The organism is Catalinimonas locisalis (assembly GCF_038039535.1).
Lineage (GTDB): Bacteria > Bacteroidota > Bacteroidia > Cytophagales > Cyclobacteriaceae > Catalinimonas.
This window is the reverse complement of sequence record NZ_JBBPHP010000051.1, coordinates 1-17,997: the sequence shown is the minus strand read 5'-3', so window position 1 is coordinate 17,997 and position 17,997 is coordinate 1. Positions and strand designations below refer to the sequence as shown.

The window sequence follows — 17,997 nt, the reverse complement described above, 5'->3', positions numbered from 1 at the left end:
GCTTGATGGTTGTACTAAGCTATGATAATACCATTGCCCAATGCTCACTGACTTATAAATCTGGCAATGATGTTTTGAGCAGACCTATATTATGCGCGACTGAAAATTATGAATGGAAAGTATGGTACACCATTGACGGAACCCCCACAAATGTTGAGTTTGAGTTTATATGGGGTGATGAAGCTACGCCGGGTACCAGTCAGATTGTAACCCCTACTTTTGTTGGTGTTGTAGCGGGTGGTAACAGATATGAAGCAACCGTACCTCATAGTTACGATAGAGACGCAGGTGAATGCAATTATACTCCTACCGTATTTTTAAGGATGGATGGTGCACGCTGTACAAGTTCTGATCAGACTCAAAATGTAACTGTATGGGATATTGATAATAGAAATGGTGGAGAACTGATCATCAACCCTGAAGTGTACAGAATCTGTGTTGGTGAAGGTGCAAGCATTAACTTTACGGATAATACAATATTTAACTGCGTTCCTGCATCTGGAGAAAATGACCATATCAATAATCTTGTTAGATGGATACAGTGGGTGTATGGTACCGGTCCAACTTCTCTTACTGGCGTACATGTTAATGGCACCTCACCTGCATATCCTCATGAAGGTAATGTAAAAGACCTTCCTGGTCCTGTAATTAATTCAGGAGAAACCAGTGATTTGATTACAGTGGCTCCAACTACAGCAGCGCAACTTGGACAGCAGTTTGAAGTTACCTTGAGAAACTGGAATTACTGCAACCCTTATGATGCAGATACTACTGATGGTTATCTAAACCCTGCTACTGTGGGGGGCGATAATCCTTTTATTTCTCGCACCGCACGGATTATTGTGGTTGAAAAATCTAATCCATCATTCCAGACCCGCCTTAATAATAATAGTGGACCATTACAAACAGATTTTTGTATTGATGACCAGATTTATTTCCAGAATCTTACTGCTGGTATTGACGATGATGGAGATGGCACAGATGATTCAAATTATGAATGGGTATGGGAATTCTATGACGATGATACACAAACGACTCTTCTAGCAACTAAAAGTGGTAAAAACCCAACTTTCAGTTACAACTCAGCTGGAGCAAAATCTATCAGGCTAATCGCAAAAGACTTAAATTCTGTCGGACAATGTGGAGGAGAAACCATTATAGATGTCAATATCCTCTCAACGCCTTCCGCAGATATTGATGTAACGGATACCAACGATACTCCCCTATCAAATCTGTGTTTTGACCCGGCTAACCCACAAAACATTGACGTCCGCTTTCATGATATTTCAACAAATTTTGATGCTAACTCCACATGGGAATGGAACATCTATGATCCTGCAAATGCACTTTTAGACAATCAGTCAGGAAGTGGTAGTCAGGGATATATTGATCAGACTTTCACTGCTCCCGGTACTTATATGGCCGAATTAATTTCTTCCGCAACTGGGGTTGACTGCGAAACAAGAGACACTGCTTATGTTCATATCTATGATGTGCCAACAGCAGATTTTAGTGTGGATGAAGTTTGTGCTTCAGACAGTACCACATTTCAATCTTTGGCAAGCATAGGCACAGTGGTCAATGGTGACCTGATTGACACTTACGAGTGGGATTTTGACTTTGATGGGGTTAGTTTTGATGTTGATGCCACTACAACTGCTGATCCGTTCAAACATAAATTCAGCGGTAGCGGCACTTATCAAGTCGCACACCGGGTTAGCACTCAAAAAGGTGGATGCTCGGCAATTATTAGCAAATTTGTAACCGTTAGACCATTACCGGATGCCAGCTTTAACGCCAGCCTGATTGAAGGCTGCTCTCCTATGGAAGTTGACTTTACCCCCAACACATTAATTGCCAATCAGCTAACAGGTATCAATAGTTATGTCTGGTATATCAAAGATTTAAAAACCAATGTAGTAAATAATACCATTGTCAGCCCAGCAGAAGATACTTTTAGCTATACTTTCATCAATACTCAATCATCCTTTATTGATCATGAATACGAAATATGGATGGAGGCAAAAGCCAGCAACAGTTGTGATGAAATCAGTGATACGCTAACGATTAAAGTATACGCAGGTCCACCGTCTGAATTTAGCGTAACCAATCTGAGCGGGTTAGATGCCAACTGTGCTCCCAGAACATACAATTTTAGGGTTGATGCAGATACGCGTGCTCTAAATCCTGACTTGTATCATTGGGAAATCATAGATTTATCAGATAGCAGCATAGTACATCAAACTACTGAAACCGGTACTAAACCTACTTTTTCCTATATACTTCTCAACGAAACCAGAATCAGGAAAAAGTATAGTGTTTCTTTACTGGCTGAGAAAAGTGGGTTATGTTTCTCCGGAATTGAAAAAATTGTTGACGTAAATCCTGTCCCCAATGCTGATTTTAGTTGGGAAATCATTGAGTCAGATTGTGAAACTGTAATTTATAAAGTCACTGCTGAAGAAGAAGGACTTTTCTATGACTGGCTCATTTCTCCTAGCCCGCTGAATAGCCCTGACTTATCAGCAAGTAGCTTTGAAGTACATTATCAGAAAGGAAGTGCTTCTGCCTATAATGTAAAAGTTACTTTACAGACAGAAAATATCGTAGGTTGTGTAAGTGAAGCGAACGTTCAAAACGTACAGGTTGATCCTAGAGAAAACATAGGAGCTTCATTTAATGTAAGCCCTACGATAATGGAAATTCCTGATAAATCTGTTTCTATCATCAATACTACCAACTCTGGTGACTGGACTTACTTCTGGGATTTTGGTGATGGCACTACTTCTACCCAAAAAGATCCTTTTAACCATACTTATGAAACTCATGGAGAGTATAAAATTAAGTTGCGTGCTGAAGGATTGTATTGCTACGAAGAAGATTCGGCAACTGTCATCATCAAGCAAACTCTGCCTCAAATAGACTTTAGCTTCACCAGTATTGAGGGGTGCTTACCCCTTGAAGTGACTTTCACCAATAAAACGTTGTATGCTGACACTTCTACCTTCCTCTGGGATATGGGAGATGGCACTGTTACCAATGAGCTTCATCCTGTTCATACCTATACCGAATCTGGCATCTATACTGTAAGTCTTCAGGCAAACAATGAGCTTGGCGTAGTAATGAAAAAAGAGATTGACTTAGTAGTTGACTTAGACCAAGGTCCTAAATCTGATTTTAGGATTAGGTTAGCACAGGCGTATTTACCAGGTCAGGATATCAACTTAGTCAATCAAAGCCAGAGGTCAGACTTCTTTTTCTGGGATTTTGGGGATGGCACTACAAGTACAGAAGCTAATCCAACCCATGTGTACGAAGAAGTAGGTCGTTATGAAATTATGCTGGTAGCTTCAAATGCCCTGGGCTGTGTAGATACTTTAACTCAGGATATTTTCATTGAGCCTTTCCATCCTCAGGTAGACTTCACTTATGAGCCTCCTACTGGTTGCAGGCCACTTACTGTTCAATTCAGGAATTTGTCAAGATTTGCTGAGGCAGGTACTTACCGCTGGAGCTTTGGGGAAGGAGAAGGCGTATCAACTGAAGAAAATCCCAGCTATACATACTATGAACCTGGCATGTACACTGTAACGCTTGAAGCCAGCAACAGTAATGGTATTACCATTCAGGCTATCAAAGAATTTAGTGTGGAAGTTTATGAAACACCAAGAGCAGCTTTCAACCTGCGGCCTCAAGAGGCTTTTCTGAGTGAACCAATCTATTTCGTAAACCTAAGTGTGGGTGCCACAAATTATTACTGGGATTTTGGTGATGGAAACACCTCTACTGAATTTGAACCCTCACATGTATACGAAACCACTGGCGTATACGATGTAACCCTAGTAGCCGAAAGTGAAAAAGGCTGCACTGATACTCTTACCATGCTAAGTGCGGTTATCATCAAAAATGGTGGAAAGGTCAATGTGCCTAATGCGTTCACTCCCAATACCATGGGTCCTGGAGGTTCGGATGCCGGCTCCGCCAGTAAGAATGATGTCTTTTTACCGGTCTTTGAAGGTATTACCAACTTTCATATGATGATTTATAACCGCTGGGGAGAACTTTTATTTGAAAGCAGGGATAAAACTTTTGGCTGGGATGGCTACTACAAAGGGAAACTATGCCCCAAGGATGTGTATGTCTACAAGCTGGAATTGGAATTTAGCAATGGTAAGTCCAATACTATTGTAGGTGATGTAACGCTGGTGAGATAAATAGAAAAACCATGAAGAAAGGAATACTGAAGAAAGTTATTTGCACAATACTACTGTTTTGTGCCTTGCAGTATGATGTACAAGCACAAGACCCACAGTTTACTCAGTATTATGCAGCACCTCTTTACCTTAACCCTGCTTTTGCAGGAACAACCGGCCAACATCGGGCCAGTGTCAACTACCGCAATCACTGGTCAAGTCTGCCACGCGCTTTCGTTACCTATGCCTTTGCTTATGACTACAATTTACCAGCGAGTAACAGTAATGTGGGAGTCATCATTTCAACTGACAGAGCAGGAACAGCAAATCTTAGTTCTACCAATGTTGGAGCCATTTATTCTTATACGATTCCACTGAACGATAAACTGAGAGCAGTGCCTGCCTTTCAAGTAGGATACACTTCTCAGAGTATGGATTTTTCTAAATTGATCTTCGGAGATCAGTTAGCTTTTGGCAATGCTGATGCCCCGACCACTGATCCGGATGTCCGTAGCCTTGACAATAATAACCACTTTGATTTCGGAAGTGGACTGGTCGTTTACAGCAATAAATTTTGGTCTGGGTTTGCACTCCATCATATAAATCAGCCCAATCAATCGGCACTAGATGGAGAGAGTAGGCTTCCTATGAGAATTACTGTTCATGGCGGCATGAAGATTCCGATGAAACTCGGCCCTATGAAAAGCGGGATTGAATCCAGTATTAACCCTTCATTCAATTATCGTAAACAAGGGCGATTTGATCAGTTAGATTTAGGTTTCAATTATTATTACCGTATGCTCATGTTGGGGCTTTGGTATAAAGGCATCCCACTTCAACAAGATATGCCCCGCACTATCAACCACGATGCTCTGGCAGTATCTTTTGGCTTGTCTTTTAGCAATATGAATTTCGGCTATAGCTACGATATGACAGTATCCAAACTTGGTCCGGCTTCTTCAGGAGGTTCTCATGAAATATCTTTGGTAATGGAACTTCAATTTTCTAAAAGACCAGGGAAAGTGAGTCGTAAAGATAAGTACAACCCTTGCCCTGCTTTTATGCCCAATTATTTATGGAAACCATAAAAAAAGTGGACAGCAAAACTGACCACTTTTTAAATCATATGAGGTTGAATTATAAAATAATTCCGAAGCTAAAAGCGTTAAGTTGTGGACCTCTACCTTCAACGAACAGATCGTTAAGATCATAATTTGCAAACAGATCTACACTTTTAAATCCCATCTGTAACCTAGTACCATACCGCCAGCTATTCAAGTAAAAGCTATTCCACTCTTTGTCTCTTCTTCTATCCCCATCATCTTTGAATACAGCTTTGGAGTGTGGCCCTAGACGGTAACCAGCATAAACTCCCAAACCTATTCTAAATCCATCATTTTCATGGTAAGAAAAAGGCTCCCAGTCGCTGCTTTTTCTCTTACCGAAGATAAACATCGGGACCAGACTTACATTTAGATACGGAACTACAAGTTTACTTTTTATCGGAGAAATATCTGGTGTGGGATCTTCATAAAACAGCACACCATCATCCAGCTTTTCAATTCGTGCTCTTTCATTTTCAAACTTAAAGTTATACCAGCTTATATTCGCTCCCCAATCCAGGGATAAAGGACCGGCAATATGAGTAGAGTTCATCCCCCCCAGTGCCACATACCAGGAGACAATCGGATTTACAGCATACAAAGCATTTTCGTCACTGGGAAACTTTCCATCATTAAGGTAATTGTTTAAGCCAAACTCAAAAATGAATGTGCTACTGGTACCATGATATTGTTTATTCTTATTGAATCTGACTTCACGTTCTTCATAAGTTTTTTCCTTCACCGATTCACTTAACCTGTCAATTTCTCTTTCCAGCCTTTCAACTTTTTCTTCCAGTTCGTGCTCCTGATCCTCCTCAGATTCATAGACATCATTTTCTACGTCTTCTAATTCTCTTTCCAGTATATACTGTGTACCAGTACTATCCTTCATAGTAATGGTTACATTTTCATTATCCTCATCAGCTTTTTCGTTTAACTCTCTGATGATTTTATTGATGTCAAACTGGCTTAGCTGTTGAAGTTCATTACCACTACTGGAAATGATCTTGATTTCTTCACGATCCGAAAGTCTGATGATTATGGTATCAGGAGAAGTGTTGGCACATAGCTCACTCATGGTACTGCCCAATATCATTGACAGTACAATTAAATATTTGATACTTTTCATGGGTAAATGTTGTTAAGGACTTACTTCATTTTCTTTCTTGCTGAAAACCTTGGCTAACAATTCAGCTTTGGCATTTCTGATTTCGGAGAAAGAGATATTAGTGTTTTTCAGCTCACTTAATAGCTCCATAGCAAGATTTTTGTCATCATCGTCAGGTACGTTTCCAGGCTTATAAATAATGGTAACTGGCGTACTAACTTTGGTCTTCATTGGCTCCAGGGCAAGAAGCTCATCTTTAGCTAGAATCAGCGGCTCTACGGCCAAGGCTTCTACAGCCTGAACTTCCTCCAGTGGCTGAACTTCCGGAACATCAGCTTTTTCTTCCTCAGCAGAGGCTAGCAAAGATTCTGTTTGCGGCAAAGCATCATGCTGTGGCTTTTCTTTCTTAGCACTTGATTTGGCTGCTTTTTCATCAGTCTTTTGTGGTTCTGTCTCTTCCACTTTCATCTTATTTTGAGGCACGTCTTGTTCTTGAGCCTGGAGACTTGCCGCATTTTCTTCTTCAAAGGCTAATGGAGCGGATGGTTGCTCTTGCTCATCTACCTGTGGTAACGTAGTTCCTACTGAGTTTTCATCTGCAATAGATGACTCTCCTGACTGTGGCTGTATACCCCACCAGCTTACACCTGCAACGAATAAAAGCAAAACTGCCGCGGCGGCTCTCCAGAAAACTATCTTTCTTTTAGCCTTTTTTTTGTCGTCTAGAGCTGCATTCAACTGATCCCATCCATTGGTAGGGGGTGGAGTCTTGTAATTATGCAGTTTATCAGAAAATATTTTTTCAAAATCGTTCATAGCTAACTAACCTAATTGATTTTTGTCGTTTACTGACTGTTCCTGTTTAAGGATGCGATTGCGCAAGAGTTGTTTTGCCCGGCTTAGCTGGGATTTACTGGTGCCTTCACTGATATTTAGCATGTCAGCAATCTCTTGATGAGAATAGCCTTCAATTACATAAAGATTGAAGACTGTACTGTAACCCAATGGCAGAGATTGTACCAAACGCATCAGATCTTCCTCAACTAAATGATCCACTCTAACTGTTTTAGCCTCATTTGCTTCTTCAATGTCTACTTCCAGGTACATGGTTTTGTTCCTTCGGATGTACATCAGCGCCTCGTTTACCATTATTCTTCTTATCCATCCTTCAATACTTCCCTCCTGCCTGAAATTTTTTATATTTTGAAAAACTTTCATAAAACCTTTGAGCAAGACATCTTCAGCTTCACCGGTATCTTTTACATAACGCAGGCATACCGTATGCATCACCGGTGCAAAACGCTCATACAAAGCATGCTGTGCTTTTCTGTCCTGTTTAATACAAGCTGTAACTAGCTGGTCCAAAGTTTTACTATTGCGAAGTTTAAGGCTCATGTCAGTTTCAAAGTATTCATATTAATGATGTGCACTGAAGCCTAGAGGTTGCATGCCTGATAATTTTTTTTTGAATTTTATTTAACTAAGCTTAAAATTCGCGAAAATCCCCAAATGATAATAATCTTAAACAGATAATATGATTGATTTAAGAAGTGATACCGTGACCAAACCTACTACGGCAATGCTGGAAGCTATGATGCAGGCTAAAGTAGGTGATGATGTGTTTGGAGAGGATCCTACTGTGAAAGCTCTTGAAGATAAGACAGCAGAAATTTTTGCCATGGAAGCCGGAATTTTTTGCCCCTCAGGTACGATGACTAACCAGATTGCTATCAAAATACTGACACAGCCCCAGCAGGAAGTTGTTTGTGACAAACGCTCTCACATTTACAATTACGAAGGAGGAGGTATAGCATTTAATTCACTGTGTTCTGTCAGGTTGTTAGATGGACCTCGGGGGGTACTTTCTTCAGAAGATGTAGCTTCAGCCATCAATTCTGATGACATCCATTATCCTCAAACTGCATTGATAGCACTGGAAAATACCGTAAACAAGGGCGGCGGAGCATATTACACGCTAAATCAAATTAAGTCTATAAAAGAGTTGTGTCAGAAGCATCAGTTACCACTTCACCTGGATGGAGCACGTGTTTTTAACGCTTTAACAGCCTCTGGCGACAACGCTAAGGAATATGGAAAGTATTTTGATACGATTTCAGTTTGCCTTTCCAAAGGGCTGGGGGCACCTGTAGGATCAGTATTGGTGGGTAGTGAAGCTTTGGTAAAAAAAGCAAAGCGTGTAAGGAAAGTGTTTGGTGGGGGTATGCGACAGGCCGGCTACCTGGCAGCAGCAGGTATTTATGCTCTGGATCATCACGTGCAGAGGCTTACTGATGATCACAAAAGGGCTAAAATACTGGAAGAAGAACTACGTGGAAAAAGTTTTGTAGATGAAGTGCTTCCCGTTGATACGAACATCATCATTTTCTCATTACGGAATATGAGTACTGACACTTTTCTGAATGCGTTTAAAGAAAATGGTATTCTGGCAATACCTTTTGGAAAGAACGAAATCAGAATGGTAACGCATCTGGAATTTGATGATGATGGACTGGAAAAAGTAGTAGGTGTCTTAAAAAAAATGGACCGAAAGCCAGTCTAAAAGCCGGCTATCGGTCACACATCCTCCAATAAATTTACCCTGTACTGTCTTAGACAGCATGCCTGTGCAAATGGTTGGAAGGGTGTGAAATTTTTCTAATAAATATCCCAGTTACCATCAAGATAATACTTATACAAAACCGGATTATGCACCGTATTGACTTCTACTGAGTCATTTTCAGAAAGAAAAAAATTTTTCCCGAAAGAAGTCATGAGTTGCATAGCTTCCTGATTTAGCCAGGCAGTTTCTATATCGGTAAAACTGAGTTGCTGTAATTTTTCTTTCAGGTTCAGGCTAGATTGCTCAGTTTTTACCCCTATCACCCAGCCCCATTCGCCAAGTGTAACTACCTGATTATGCATAGGTTGAGTCTTAAACCCTGCCGCTGACATGGTTTTATCAATACAGTAAAATGCTTTGGTAGCAAAATAAGGACTACCCGCCTGGGTAATCATCACAGCATTGGGTCGCATCTGCCGTGAAGCCAAAGTGTAAAATTCCATAGAATAGAGCCTGCCCAATTCAACTGTTTTGGGATCTGGCAGGTCAACAATGACAACATCAAAGTATTGATTTGTATTTTCTAAAAAGTGAAAAGCATCTTCATTGACAATTTCTACTTTTTCATTCAACAAAGCCCCATTGTTCAAATCTTTCAATATTGGATGATTTTTCCCCAGCTCAGTCATGGCCGGATCAAGATCAACCAGCGTGATATTTTCTACCCCTGGATATTTTAGTATTTCTCTTACCCCACAGCCATCCCCTCCTCCCAAGATCAGCACATCTTTCACAGAAGGTAAAAGTTGCATAGCAGGATGTACCAGTGGCTCATGATACATCTGCTCATCCAATGTGCTTAATTGTTGATTTCCATTAATATACAGCCAGAAGTGATCTTTCCATTGAGTGATGACTATTCTCTGATACCGGCTTTGTTCCTGATATATGATTTTGTCCCTATATCGCTGTTGCTCTCCATACAAAATGATAGGCTCTGCCAGCATTAAGCCCCCTATTAACACAACAGCCACACCTGATGCGGTAAGACTGAGCCTTCTCTTAACTTTTGTTTCTAGAACAGACCATAGAACATAGATCAAGAGCAGTGCAACTAAAAAATTGGTTATGCCCAAGATAAAAGGTGTATAGGTGAGCCCCAGATAGGGCAGACCAATAAAAGCGAAGAAGATACCTCCCAGCAAACTTCCGTAATAATCTTTTTCCATCACTGATGAAATATTCACTTTCAGCTCTTCAAATTCATCGTTCAAACGAATTACCAGGGGAATTTCCAGGCCAATTAACAAACCGATAAGTATACTAAACCCATAAATAATGAATCCGGTGTACATGGTATATGCTGCAGCAGTATAGGCCAGCAATGCGGCAAAAGCAGAGAGGATGGACAAAGTGAATTCTACATAAATAAACTTTTGGAGGAGATCTTTCTCAAAAAGTTTGGATAAACGACTTCCCAGGCCCATAGAAAAAAGCATCATGGAGACGATCATGGTCCACTGAAAAACGGAGTCTCCTAAAAAATAAGTGGCTAAAGTAGAAAGAACATATTCGGCAACAATCCCGGCCAGGCCGGTTGCAAAAAGCGCAATTTTAAGAACATTAGATCTCAGCTTTTTGCTGATGTTATTTTCCAGGTTTTTGGGAGAGGCTACAGACATAAAGTAATCAACACTGAGCCGCCAATATAGGCAAAGGCTTCAATCAAACCTGCTCCGATATTGGGTTTATCCTGGTTTATCAGTTCATCTGTCAGGCTACGACCGGGAAGCAGTATTTTGTCAGTAAGCGTCCTTGCAAGAGGAAGAAATATCAACCCAATCAGTACATCTATGCCTACATTGATAAACGATTCCTGCCAGGAGACAAAGTCAATCATTAGCCCGTAGCGTATAAGATTACCAATGGCTACTAATGCACCAGCAAAACCTAATCCTACCGCTACATTATCTTTTTCAATTTGATCATGTACATCAAAGGGAGTAAGCCAGCTGTAGAAATACGCTGTGATGATGAGGATAAGCTGTCCCACGACCCAAAAAACCAAGGCAGTATCTATTCCCCCTCCTTCTCCGGAGACAGAACCCAAAATAATCAGGCCAGTAGCAACCGCATTAGCTCCTTCTATTACTCCTGTACCTACGTTTCTGTCCTCAATGATTTCTTTATACACCACAAATTTGCGGAGAATGATTTTATCATTGATAATGATAGATAGGTTAAGCAAGACGATGGCGAGCAAACCATAAATCGCTATATCCATCACATCTATCCAAATTCCATTACTAGGACCAATAACCGCGCTGCTAATCGCCAGCAATAAACCTATGAAGTAACCTACATGGGCTACTGCAAAGGCAAAGTTATCTTTCTCTACGAGCTCCTCTCCTACTTTGATTTTGGACTGAAAAAGTTTGTATACGAATTTTCCTATCAGGAATAAAAGAAAACATTCTGCCAGGTATATTAATGCCGTAAGGGCAGCATCAAGAGTGATCATGTTTGGTTAGTTAAGCTATTTTGAATGGTTTTAGACTTATTTACCGAACCCTCCACCACGAGATCGCATACTGGATGAGCTATTGTACCTGCTCCCCGAACGTGATGTTCTATTTCCAGAGCGGAATGCAGAACTGCTGCTGCGGCTTGAACTCCAACGGGTATTAGGCTTGGCAGCGGTGGTATAGGCACTGCCCGTTCCATAGGCTCTTCTACCGTTATTGACTACCGGCCCATAATACGGTCTTCCACTACGGCGATAGCCCCGATAATCATCGTAATAAGACTGCCTGATCGGAAAGGTAGCCAAATTGAGCATGCTGCTCAGAAAGGCATATTGTCCGTAAAAAGCCCAAAAGCTATTGCCTCCTGAACCTTGTTGCCAATACCCATATTGAGGATTGCCCACATAATTTGAATAACCCGGAGGACTAACATTTTTGGTCACTTCTCCTTCGGCTGTCTTTGCGGCTATTTCCATTCCCATATCATTGACATGGCTATTAAAAAAGCTTTCGCTCACATCATACCAGTCGGTAATCACTTCTTCTGGCTCAGCTTCAGTGGATGATTGCTTGAGTATACGATACTGATGCTGATAATCTTTGAAAAAAGTACCTTCCACATTCATATCATAGAGCATGATAGAATATATGGGCGTATCAGTCATCTGCTTGATCATCTGATCCACCGGATTTTTTTGGAAATCGTTACTTGAACATGCGCTTAGCATTAGCATGAACAAGACTATCCAGGATTTATTGATTCTATGTTTCATTTCTACTATTCTACTCGTTTCTCTTGTCCTAAGTTATTTTAATAATAAGCTTAAAACAAAAAAATCGCACCCAAATGAGTGCGATTCATATATTATGAAGCAGATAACATTCTAGTAAACTAGCTGCTTGTCATTATTCTTTTCAATTTTACGAATCTCTGAGTTGGCTCTGCGATCAGCGATTTGCTGTTTCATCTTGAACCACTTCTTGCCCAAAGCCTTTCTCATGGTCCAGTCTGCTCCCTGACGAACGCTGATATTCATCAAACCTTTGAAACGTTTGGAAAGATGCGGATTTAGAGAGCGTAGACTCATGCCGAAGCCGCCCTCAGTGTATTCAATATAATGCCAATACTCACCAGGCATAAATAATGTATCACCATGCTTGATCTCACACTCAAATCCTTTTACATACTGAAGACCTGGGAACCTCTCATAATCAGGTTTTACTACATTTACACCAGTATGCACATTAAGTGGATAGCGGTAAAGCAGTTTAGAATAGTCAGGTGAGAACAAGACTACCCTTCTCTTTCCCTGGAACTGAGTAAGAAAAACGTTTGACATGTCAATATCCTGATGCATGCGTGCTACTGAACCCTCGCCCCCAAAGAACATATAAGGAAAACCTTTCAGAAATTTGGTATTGATATCGGGAAATTCAAAATCATCCATCAGTTCAGGACAATCTTTAAAGATGTTCCAAAGGTGCATCCTGAGATCAGTAGGCGTTGAAGCAATCAGATCAAGATATTCTGAGAATTTCATTTTGTGGTGAGGAACCTTCATGGTTTTATCAAGATCCGACTCGCGGTTTTCAAAAACTCCAATGGTCTTATCTCCGGCTACTTTTTTGAAGTAACCAAAATCCCATTCCTCATAAGCTTTCGTACCTTTTAATAAACCTCTAAGAATTACAGGTTTCTGAGGTAGAAGATAATTTTGCTCAAATTCTCTTAAGTCAATATCTTCAATAATGTCAACAGGATGATTAAAGTCTATCGCCATGTCAAAAAATAGATTATCCGTTATTAAAATTATTGTTACACAAATCTATAATAATTATGAAAACCTTACGCTATTTTTTAAACTTTGTACATAAAATTTTCAAAAAACTGACAACTGATGCCACATATTATTCAATCTATGGCTTTGTTTATACCAATCTCTAACTCTTGACAAGGATAAATGTTACATCATGCATAATCGTTCATTCTTCAAATACTCAAAGAAAATCATACAGTTCATTAACTTACTCTTGATTGAGGAAGTGAAGAAAGAAAAAGTGTTTTTAGAGGATTAATTACCCAAAATGAACTATATACGGATTTCTCATTCTTTATATAGTAATTTGGGTCAGTTTGAATGTAGATCTTATTACTTTGTTTATAGGCTTGTCAAAAAATCAATATAAAAATTTCTGGTCTTGGCTGTACCTTGTGTTCCTGTTAGGTTGCACATTTCCCGCAAATGCTCAGTCTACTAACTGGTCAGAATCTACTTCTGAGGTAAGTACTAAACAAAAAGCTCAGGTTGAAAATCAGCTTTTGACAATTGATAAGATTTTTATCATTGGTAATCGCCGCACCAAGGAGCGCATAATTCTCCGTGAGCTGAGCATCCGTGAAGGTGAGACCATTATGTATGATGAGCTACGCGAGATTCTAAAAATGGATCGGAGAAAGCTTATGAATACACAGCTTTTCCTGGATGTCAATCTAAACCTGATCCAGTTGAATGAAAATGTAGCGGATATTATTGTAAGGGTAGCTGAACGCTGGTATACCGTACCTTCTCCTTACTTTAAACTCGCTGACAGAAACTTTAACGTTTGGATCTCAAATCAGAACCGGGACTGGAGCAGAGTGGAATATGGATTGAAATTCTATAAGTACAATTTCAGAGGACTGAATGAGCAGATTTATTTTGCTTTTCAACTGGGCTTTACCAGACAGCTCGCCTTAAGGTACCGAATACCTTATATTGACAAGGCTCAGAAAAATGGACTTGACTTTGGATTTAGCTTTTCTGAAACCGCCAATATCAGCTATACTACTTATGATCACCGTGAGGTATTTACAGACTCTCTAGAAAATGCTTCTCAAACGACTCTGGGGCTGATTGGTTGGCGCTATCGCCCTTCATTTTATAAAAATCACTATGTAGAACTCCGGTACAATGACACCAGAATTGCTGATACCATTAGAACTCTCAATCCTCAATATTTTCTGAATGAGGGCAATCGCCAGCAGTATATGACGCTTACTTACAGTTTTGAAAGCGATCATCGTGATTTTGTGGGCTTTCCTTTAAATGGCTATCGCTGGGAAGCTCAGGTTTCAAAACTGGGATTGGGCATATTTGACGACTTAAATTTGTTCAGACTGTATGGTGAGGTAGCTAAATATCAGCCCCTGGGCAAAGGTTTTTATTATGCAGGCATTGGTCGTGGCTACTTTAGCTCCCCCAAAATTCAGCCCTACGCTAACCTTACTGGTTTAGGCTTTAATCAAATATGGATCAGAGGCTACGAACTGGATGCTATTGAAGGCCAGGCTTATCTTTTGCAGCAAAATACGCTACGAAAAAAAATATTCTCAAAAGAGTTTGACCTCAGCCAGTTCATGCCGGTAGATCAGTTCAATAATATTCCCCTTGCTGTCTATGTTAAAGGATATTTTGACCACGGCTACCTGTGGAACGATATTCCATATCTTGAAAACAAACCGCTTGCAAATCAATATCTGTTTGGCTATGGTTTGGGGATAGACATAGTGTCTTTTTATGATTTTGTATTTAGGGTTGAGCATTCCTGGAAACAAGACGGTTCCTCTGGAATATTCTTGCACTTCAACAGTGCATTTTGATAAGCTTTTCTTAATATTGCCTCTTTTCAGGTACCAAATTGATTTGACTTTCCATAATAAGCTTTTATGTCAGTGACTAACAATAAGCCCAAAAGATATACTATTACTGCTGCACTTCCGTATGCCAACGGTCCCCTTCACCTCGGCCACATAGCCGGTGCATATCTGCCTGCCGACATTTATGTGAGATACCTCCGGCTGACGAATAAAGATGTAGTATTTATTGGTGGTAGTGATGAGCACGGAGTAGCTATCACATTGAGAGCTAAAAAAGAAGGAATTACTCCTCAGGAAATAATAGATAAGTACCACTACCTCAACAAAGAGACATTTGAGAAATTCGGAATCTCTTTTGACATGTACCACCGAACATCTGAAAAGATACATCACGAGACTTCTCAGGAATTTTTCACTACGCTATATGACAAAGGTGAATTCATAGAAAAGGACAGCGAACAGTTTTATGACGAAGAATACAATCAGTTTCTAGCCGACCGCTATATCGTCGGAACCTGCCCGATTTGCAAATATGAAAATGCTTATGGTGACCAATGTGAAAACTGTGGCTCATCTTTGAACCCTACTGATCTTATCAACCCCAAATCTACTCTGAGTGGAAAGGCTCCGGTCTTAAGAGAAACCAAGCATTGGTATCTTCCTTTAGATAAATACCAGCCCTGGTTAGAGGAATGGCTTCTGGAAGGTAAAAAAGGTAAATGGAAAAGCAATGTATACGGACAATGTAGTGCATGGCTACAGGCAGGCCTTCAGCCTCGTGCCATGACCAGAGATCTGGACTGGGGTGTAGATGTTCCTTTACCCAATACCGAAGGGAAAAAGCTTTATGTATGGTTAGATGCTCCTATTGGATACATTTCCTCTACCAAACAATGGGCAAAAGAGAAAAACAAGGACTGGGAACTTTACTGGAAACAACAACCTGGAGAAGAGGATAACAGTACCCTGATTCATTTTATCGGTAAAGACAATATCGTTTTTCATTGTATTATCTTTCCTTCCATTCTTCATGCTAATGGTCAGTATATCTTGCCAGAAAATGTGCCTGCCAATGAATTCTTAAACCTGGAAGGTAAGAAAATCTCTACCAGCAGGAACTGGGCAGTCTGGTTGCATGAGTACCTGGAAGACTTTCCCAATAAACAGGATATTCTCCGATATGTACTTTGCAGCATTTTACCTGAAACTAAAGACAGTGAATTCACCTGGAAGGATTTTCAGGCTAAGAATAACAATGAACTGGTTGCTATTTATGGCAATTTTATTAATCGTACGCTGGTACTTACGCACAAATATTTTAATGGAAATGTACCTGAAGCACATGATCTTCAGGACATAGATAAGGAAGCACTAAATAAGATTAAGACATTAGCCAGAGACCTTTCTGAGGCTATTGAGAACTTTAAATTCCGGGAAGCAAATGCGCTTATGATGGACCTGGCGCGTGTAGGTAATAAATATCTGGCTGACACTGAACCCTGGAAGGCAATTAAAGAAGATGAGAACCGAGTTAAAACAATTCTGAATGTAGCGCTCCAAATTGCCAGCGGCTTATCTATATTATCGGAGCCATTCCTGCCTTTCACAGCACAAAAACTAAGAGATATGCTGAATATTGAGGCAATTTCATGGGATAAGGCTGCCAACGATGTACTCATCCAGTCTGGCCATCAAATTGGCAAAGCAAGTCTGTTATTTGAGAAGGTTGAGGATGATGTGGTAGAAAAACAAGTCCAAAAGCTCTTGGATGCCAGAAATGAAGCGGCAGACGAGCATAAAGCTGCACCCTCCAAAGCGGAAATCGCTTTTCCTGATTTTGAAAAAATTGATATCAGAGTAGCTAAAATCCTGGAGGCTGAAAAGGTTAAAAAATCCAAAAAGCTTCTTAAGCTGATTGTGGATACAGGTATTGATCAACGAACTGTACTAAGTGGAATAGCGCAGTATTACAAACCAGAAGATATTATTGGAAAGCAGGTATGCATACTGGTAAACCTGGCTCCCAGAAAAATGATGGGAACCGAATCGCAGGGCATGATCTTGATGGCAGAAGATCATGATGGCAAGCTAACTTTTGTCAAACCAGAAGATACTGTTCAAAATGGAAGTCAGATTAGTTAACTTTTGATTAGGAAAGATTAATTGTCATATTTTGAACTCTCACAGCCCTTTACAAAAAGATGAAGGGCTTTTTCTTTACCCTTTATGTATTACCTTTTTTCGCATTCAAATTTATATTTCCGTAATACTTGGTATCTATATTTTTAAGACTTTTAGTCAGAAAGGTAATCTGGCCGGTATGATAAGAAAAGTGCTCAATCACATGCACCAGCATGGATAAAACTGATTCGTCAAAAGCCTGCACAGGTCGTTTTTCCAGGAGCATTTCCGGTTCAAGATTTCCTAAAACTCTTCTTATTTCTACTGCCAGCTCATCCATTTGCACCACCAGCTGATGTTTTGTATGTGGGCCGGTTTCAGCAAATTCAGCATCCCTGTTACGATGATCAAGCTGCTCACCTACACCACATAATATCCATTGCCGGGCGTTACCACATAAATGCAGAATCAGATTGCCTACACTTACAATATTTTCATTTGGACGATACCATACTTCTTCTTCGTTGAGTAAACTCAGGCATTTTTTGATACGTGGAATGGATTCGCCCATTACCCTACGTTCAAATTCCTTTGCCATCGCCTGACTAATTTGTACTGCAAGCTTATTTTCCATCTAAATTTTTTGTTTAAAGAATAGCCTTGGTATCCAAGAATAAGAGCATGTTTAAATTTTGAAAAGAGCGGGTCAATGAATAAACTTTAGGTTGACCAAAACTTAAAGATTTATGC

13 protein-coding genes are annotated in these 17,997 nt (G+C 40.2%); 5 read left to right on the top strand and 8 right to left on the bottom strand.

Annotation, left to right across the window (positions count from 1 at the left end; genetic code table 11):
- The first annotated feature begins 5 nt into the window (after window positions 1-5).
- Both WJR50_RS30295 and WJR50_RS30290 read left to right on the top strand, forming a co-directional pair.
- Window positions 6-4,214, top strand: coding sequence for a PKD domain-containing protein (locus WJR50_RS30295; protein WP_341297082.1), 4,209 nt, complete (start codon window positions 6-8; stop codon window positions 4,212-4,214).
- A gap of 11 nt (window positions 4,215-4,225) precedes the next feature.
- Window positions 4,226-5,281 (top strand): PorP/SprF family type IX secretion system membrane protein, encoded by a 1,056-nt coding sequence (locus tag WJR50_RS30290; RefSeq protein WP_341297081.1) that lies wholly within the window; start codon window positions 4,226-4,228, stop codon window positions 5,279-5,281.
- Between the two features lie 49 nt (window positions 5,282-5,330).
- Here WJR50_RS30290 and WJR50_RS30285 read toward each other — a convergent pair whose 3' ends face one another.
- Genes WJR50_RS30285 through WJR50_RS30275 form a run of 3 tightly spaced genes read right to left on the bottom strand, consistent with a single transcriptional unit; the run spans window position 5,331 to window position 7,769 of the window.
- Window positions 5,331-6,425 (bottom strand): hypothetical protein, encoded by a 1,095-nt coding sequence (locus tag WJR50_RS30285; protein WP_341297080.1) that lies wholly within the window; start codon window positions 6,423-6,425, stop codon window positions 5,331-5,333.
- Window positions 6,426-6,437: 12 nt separating this feature from the next.
- Complete coding sequence (locus WJR50_RS30280) at window positions 6,438-7,220, bottom strand: hypothetical protein (RefSeq protein ID WP_341297079.1); 783 nt, start codon at window positions 7,218-7,220, stop codon at window positions 6,438-6,440.
- Between the two features lie 6 nt (window positions 7,221-7,226).
- A complete protein-coding gene (locus WJR50_RS30275) occupies window positions 7,227-7,769 on the bottom strand; it encodes an RNA polymerase sigma factor (RefSeq protein WP_341297078.1) in 543 nt (180 codons plus the stop codon).
- Window positions 7,770-7,938: 169 nt separating this feature from the next.
- Here WJR50_RS30275 and WJR50_RS30270 point away from each other — a divergent pair, with 169 nt between their 5' ends.
- On the top strand, window positions 7,939-8,964 hold the full coding sequence (locus tag WJR50_RS30270) for a threonine aldolase family protein (RefSeq protein WP_341297077.1): 1,026 nt from the start codon (window positions 7,939-7,941) through the stop codon (window positions 8,962-8,964).
- 95 nt (window positions 8,965-9,059) lie between these two features.
- On the opposite strand, the gene WJR50_RS30265 is transcribed toward WJR50_RS30270, so the two are convergent.
- From WJR50_RS30265 to WJR50_RS30250, 4 genes are all read right to left on the bottom strand, one after another.
- Entirely contained in the window at window positions 9,060-10,646 is a 1,587-nt protein-coding gene (locus WJR50_RS30265; protein WP_341297076.1) for a polyamine aminopropyltransferase, read from the bottom strand.
- The gene (locus tag WJR50_RS30260) at window positions 10,637-11,485 is read right to left on the bottom strand and encodes a DUF350 domain-containing protein (RefSeq protein WP_341297075.1); all 849 of its coding nucleotides are present in this window, start codon (window positions 11,483-11,485) and stop codon (window positions 10,637-10,639) included. The genes WJR50_RS30265 and WJR50_RS30260 overlap by 10 nt, the downstream gene beginning before the upstream one ends.
- A 36-nt stretch (window positions 11,486-11,521) precedes the next feature.
- Window positions 11,522-12,262, bottom strand: a complete 741-nt coding sequence (locus tag WJR50_RS30255; RefSeq protein ID WP_341297074.1) for a hypothetical protein — start codon at window positions 12,260-12,262, stop codon at window positions 11,522-11,524.
- A gap of 111 nt (window positions 12,263-12,373) precedes the next feature.
- The gene (locus WJR50_RS30250; protein WP_341297073.1) at window positions 12,374-13,270 is read right to left on the bottom strand and encodes a cupin-like domain-containing protein; all 897 of its coding nucleotides are present in this window, start codon (window positions 13,268-13,270) and stop codon (window positions 12,374-12,376) included.
- A 431-nt stretch (window positions 13,271-13,701) separates the two neighbouring features.
- On the opposite strand from WJR50_RS30250, the gene WJR50_RS30245 reads away from it, so the two are divergent.
- Together WJR50_RS30245 and metG are read left to right on the top strand one after the other, a co-directional pair.
- Entirely contained in the window at window positions 13,702-15,129 is a 1,428-nt protein-coding gene (locus WJR50_RS30245) for a BamA/TamA family outer membrane protein (protein WP_341297072.1), read from the top strand.
- A gap of 72 nt (window positions 15,130-15,201) precedes the next feature.
- The gene (gene metG / locus WJR50_RS30240) at window positions 15,202-17,268 is read left to right on the top strand and encodes a methionine--tRNA ligase (RefSeq protein WP_445223503.1); all 2,067 of its coding nucleotides are present in this window, start codon (window positions 15,202-15,204) and stop codon (window positions 17,266-17,268) included.
- 82 nt (window positions 17,269-17,350) lie between these two features.
- Here metG and WJR50_RS30235 read toward each other — a convergent pair whose 3' ends face one another.
- On the bottom strand, window positions 17,351-17,881 hold the full coding sequence (locus tag WJR50_RS30235) for a DinB family protein (protein WP_341297070.1): 531 nt from the start codon (window positions 17,879-17,881) through the stop codon (window positions 17,351-17,353).
- Window positions 17,882-17,997: the final 116 nt, after the last annotated feature.

Bases quoted from the DNA above. Each gene is read 5' to 3' on its own strand.
- WJR50_RS30295 (WP_341297082.1), top strand. From the start codon at position 6: ATGGTTGTACTAAGCTATGATAATACCATTGCCCAATGCTCACTGACT.
- WJR50_RS30290 (WP_341297081.1), top strand. From the start codon at position 4,226: ATGAAGAAAGGAATACTGAAGAAAGTTATTTGCACAATACTACTGTTT.
- WJR50_RS30285 (WP_341297080.1), bottom strand. From the start codon at position 6,425: ATGAAAAGTATCAAATATTTAATTGTACTGTCAATGATATTGGGCAGT.
- WJR50_RS30280 (WP_341297079.1), bottom strand. From the start codon at position 7,220: ATGAACGATTTTGAAAAAATATTTTCTGATAAACTGCATAATTACAAG.
- WJR50_RS30270 (WP_341297077.1), top strand. From the start codon at position 7,939: ATGATTGATTTAAGAAGTGATACCGTGACCAAACCTACTACGGCAATG.
- WJR50_RS30265 (WP_341297076.1), bottom strand. From the start codon at position 10,646: ATGTCTGTAGCCTCTCCCAAAAACCTGGAAAATAACATCAGCAAAAAG.
- WJR50_RS30260 (WP_341297075.1), bottom strand. From the start codon at position 11,485: ATGATCACTCTTGATGCTGCCCTTACGGCATTAATATACCTGGCAGAA.
- WJR50_RS30255 (WP_341297074.1), bottom strand. From the start codon at position 12,262: ATGAAACATAGAATCAATAAATCCTGGATAGTCTTGTTCATGCTAATG.
- WJR50_RS30250 (WP_341297073.1), bottom strand. From the start codon at position 13,270: ATGGCGATAGACTTTAATCATCCTGTTGACATTATTGAAGATATTGAC.
- WJR50_RS30235 (WP_341297070.1), bottom strand. From the start codon at position 17,881: ATGGAAAATAAGCTTGCAGTACAAATTAGTCAGGCGATGGCAAAGGAA.